The sequence below is a fragment of the Rubrivirga sp. genome, from assembly GCF_049648075.1.
GTDB lineage: Bacteria > Bacteroidota > Rhodothermia > Rhodothermales > Rubricoccaceae > Rubrivirga.
In genome coordinates, this window is the sequence record NZ_JBARYR010000403.1 from 1 (window position 1) to 3,705 (window position 3,705).

The window sequence follows — 3,705 nt, forward strand, 5'->3', positions numbered from 1 at the left end:
CCTAAGCCGCGGCCTCGGTCACGAACTCGGCGACGAGTGCGTCGAACTCGTCCTCGAACGCGCGAGCGATCTCGGCCGGGTTCTCGACGTACGCCGCGTCCGTGGTCACGCCCACCCGGACCGACCCGTCCAAGCTGATGATGCTGATCCCCAGCCCGATGTCTCCGGCCTGCGGGACCCAAAACATGATCGTAGTGATCGGCGCGGCTTTAATGTGGAGCGTCTCGTCGGGACCGGGGACGTTGGTCAGAACGCCCGTCGCCTTCTCGGAGAACATCTTGACGACCAGGCTGTGGATCCACATCGGAGCACGACCGATGGTCTGCAGGATGCCGTAGACCACGGCGGGCTCCGACGACGACTTTGCCGCGTCCATCCGAGCCTTCATCGCACTCAGGCGCTCGCGAACCGTCGGCTGCGACACGGGCAACTCGACGAAGACCAGCCCGAACGAGTTGCCGAGCTCGTGCGCGCGCTCGAGCGGCCTGACGTTGAACGGTGCAGCGACCCGGACCGTGAGCGCGTCCACAGGCTCGTTCTTAGACATGAGAAACCGTCGCAAGGCACCGCCGGCCGCCGTCATCAGCACGTCGTTGACCTTCGCATCGAGGGCGTGCCCGACGGACTTGATGTCCTCGAGGACGAACGGCCGCGTCCAGGCGGCTCGTTTGACCGGAGAGGTCTGCCCCTTTAGAGTCGTGACCGAGTCGGGTCGCATCGCGAGCAGGTGCCCGAGCGCGGACACGCCGGAACCGGCGGCTTTGAGTCGACCGCCGAGATGGGACGGGTTCATCAAGAGCTCGGCGGTCTCGGTCCCAGCGTTCTTGAGCGTCTTTGCCACCCTCTTCGGTGTGGGCAGCTTCGGTCGCTTCCGTGGCCGGCTCGTCTCGTCCTCGAGATCGAAGTATTCGTCGACCGCGTTGATCAGGACGTGCATCAACGCGATCCCGTCCCCGATGACGTGATGCAGCCGGACGACGATCGCCGCGCTCTCCGCCCCGTCCTCGTCCTCGATGCCGTGGACCAGATGGAAGGTCCAGGGCGAGTGGTCGAACGACAGCGGCTCGCTCATCAGCCGACTCACTAGCTCCTCGAGTCCAGTCTGTCCTCCGGGGGCTGGAAGGTCGGCCTCGAGGACGTGGTGCTCGATGTCGAACGCGTCGTCCGGCACCCAGCGCGGCGTCGTGCTCCGCATGTCCTCGATCCGCATCCTGAACCGGCTAAATCTGACCAGCCGCTCGGTGACGAAGTCTCTCAGGTCCTCGAGGCTGAGTTCCGACCCGAACCCGACGACGCCCGTGATGGTCATGGGATTGGTCGGGACCTCCATCCTGAGCCATGCGGAGTCGGGAGGGGAGACGGGGAATGGTCGAGGGCGGTCCATGCGGCGTCGAGGAAGGCTGAGCGAACCTACTCTATGGCGCGCCCGCGGATAAGGGTTCGTTGGCTGCGCCGGCCCGGCGGCTCTCAGTGTCGGAACGGGCTCGCGCCTCCTCGAGGACGAGTCTTACGCGGCCTCCGCGACGGCGAGCTGTCCGCACGCCGCATCGATGTCCTGGCCACGGCTCCGCCGCACCGTCACGCGGACCCGGCGGTTGACCAATTCCGCGATGAACGTGTCGAGACCGCCCTCGCTGGGCGGTTGAAAGGCCGAGCCGGGGACCGGGTTGTACATGATCAGGTTGACCTTGCACGGCGCCCAGCTCGCGATCCGCGACAGGTTGCGGGCGTCCTCGAGGGTGTCGTTGACGCCTTGAAAAACGCAGTACTCGTAGGTTACACGGCGGCCGGTCGTGGCGTAGTAGTGGCGGACGGAGGCGCCGAGCGCCTTGAGGTCCGTCTTCTCCGACCGGTTGACCGGCATGATCGCGCTCCGCTGCGGATCGGTCGGCGCGTGCAGGCTGATGGCCAGCCCGACCTTTGGGACGTCGCCACTCGCCTGGCCATCGGCGAACTGGCGGATGCGGCGGGCGAGGCCGACGGTCGAGACGGTGATCCGCTTGGGCGACAGGCCGAGCCCGTCCGTTAGCAGGCCCAGGCTCTCTGTGACCGAGTTGTAGTTCTGGAACGGCTCGCCCATGCCCATGTAAACGACGTTCGTCACGCCGCGTCCGAACTGCTCTCTCGCGACGCGGTCCATCGCCCACACCTGCTCGGCGATCTGGCCCGGCGTCAGGTTCTCCTGGAAGCCCATCAAGCCCGTCGCGCAGAACGTGCAGCCCATCGCGCAGCCGACCTGCGACGAGACGCACACCGTCAGCCGCTTGGCCGAGCCGTCGTCCTCGAGGTCGGGGATCAGGACGGTCTCGATGTGACGGCCAGAGGGCAGCTTGAACAAGCTCTTGAGCGTGCCGTCGGTCGCCCGCTGACGCCGAACTTCGGTCAGATTGCCGAGCGTCGCCGTCTCCTCGAGCCGCGCGCGCATCGAGGCCGGAAGGTCGGTCATGTCCTCGAACGAGGTCGCGCCCTTCTCGTGGATCCACTTGAACAGCTGCCGGCCTCGAAAGCGCGGCTCGCCCAGGTCGAGGGCGTACGCCTCGAGGGCGTCGGCGTCGAGGGAGCGGAGGTCGGGCAGCAGGCTCATGTCGCAAGTAACGACGGAGACCCCGTGCCCCGTCCTCGAGGTCGTGGGCGGGCGGTGAAGCGACCGGGGGGGAGGCGTGAAAAGCGGCGACGTGCCGAACGCTCATCTCGTCCTCGAGGGCGTTTGGGTCGACAGCTGTTCCGTTTCGCGACGCCCTCGAGGACGGCTAGACAGCCCAGAGCAGCAACGCGTACCGACCCACCCGAAGCGACGCCACCAAGGTGACGAACAGCCCGAGCCGCACGCGCGCCACTCCCGCTGCGACCGTCAACGGGTCGCCGATGATCGGAGCCCACGAGAGGAGAAGCGCGGACGCGCCCCAGCGCTCGAGCCATCGCACGGCCGTCCGTCCCGCCCTCGAGGACGACAACCGGTCGCCGAACGCGTCCCGGCTCCAACGCCCCAGCCCGTAGTTGACGAGGCAGCCGGCCGTGTTGCCGACGCTGGCCCACACGAGGGCGGTGACGGGGTCGAGACCCAGCTTGAGAGCGGCCACGAACGCGACTTCGGACGAGATCGGGACGAGAGTCGCACCCACGAACGCGGCCCCGGTCAGGCCCCATAGCCCGTAGGCCTGGACCCACTCGGCGAGCTCGACGCTCACCCTCGCCGGGCCGTCACCACCGCTGCTCCCAAGGCGAAAGCCGCGGCCACGACGCTCACGACGAGACATGTCCCGACCTCAAGGTCGGTGCCAGGGATCGACGGCGGGACGCCGTGCAGACCGTAGCGGAGCAGGCCGACCGAGTACGTCATCGGGTCCAGGCGCATCGCGAGCACGACGCCAGACGACGCGCCCGACTCTGGGAAGAACGCGCCCGAGAGCAGCCACACGGGGATGAGCACGACGTTCATGATCGCGTGGTAGGCCCGCGCCGACCGCAGCCGCCACGCCATCACGAACCCGAATGACGTGAACGTAACGGCCATCAAGACCGCCGCAACGACGGCGAGCGCCGCGCCCTCGAGGCCGGAGTCGAGCCCAACCGTCGGCGCGAGGAGTCCGATGAGCGCGGCTTGCCCAACGGCCAGCGTCGTCCCTCCCAGTACGACGCCCAAGACGATGACCGCCCGAGGCTGCGGCGAGACCAAAACGGCCTGCAAAAATCCAGACTGCCGAT

At 67.7% G+C, this 3,705-nt stretch carries 4 protein-coding genes; all 4 read right to left on the bottom strand.

Going from position 1 to position 3,705, the window contains the following annotated elements; all coding sequences use genetic code 11:
- Position 1: 1 nt before the first annotated feature.
- Positions 2 to 1,384 (bottom strand): wax ester/triacylglycerol synthase family O-acyltransferase, encoded by a 1,383-nt coding sequence (locus WBA11_RS11650; RefSeq protein WP_424520854.1) that lies wholly within the window; start codon positions 1,382 to 1,384, stop codon positions 2 to 4.
- Between the two features lie 123 nt (positions 1,385 to 1,507).
- Positions 1,508 to 2,584, bottom strand: coding sequence for a 23S rRNA (adenine(2503)-C(2))-methyltransferase RlmN (gene rlmN, locus WBA11_RS11655; protein WP_424520855.1), 1,077 nt, complete (start codon positions 2,582 to 2,584; stop codon positions 1,508 to 1,510).
- 166 nt (positions 2,585 to 2,750) lie between these two features.
- Complete coding sequence (locus WBA11_RS11660) at positions 2,751 to 3,188, bottom strand: YqaA family protein (protein WP_424520856.1); 438 nt, start codon at positions 3,186 to 3,188, stop codon at positions 2,751 to 2,753.
- Positions 3,185 to 3,705: ABC transporter permease (locus WBA11_RS11665; RefSeq protein ID WP_424520857.1), on the bottom strand; the 521-nt coding region annotated here is incomplete at its 5' end. The genes WBA11_RS11660 and WBA11_RS11665, both read right to left, overlap by 4 nt.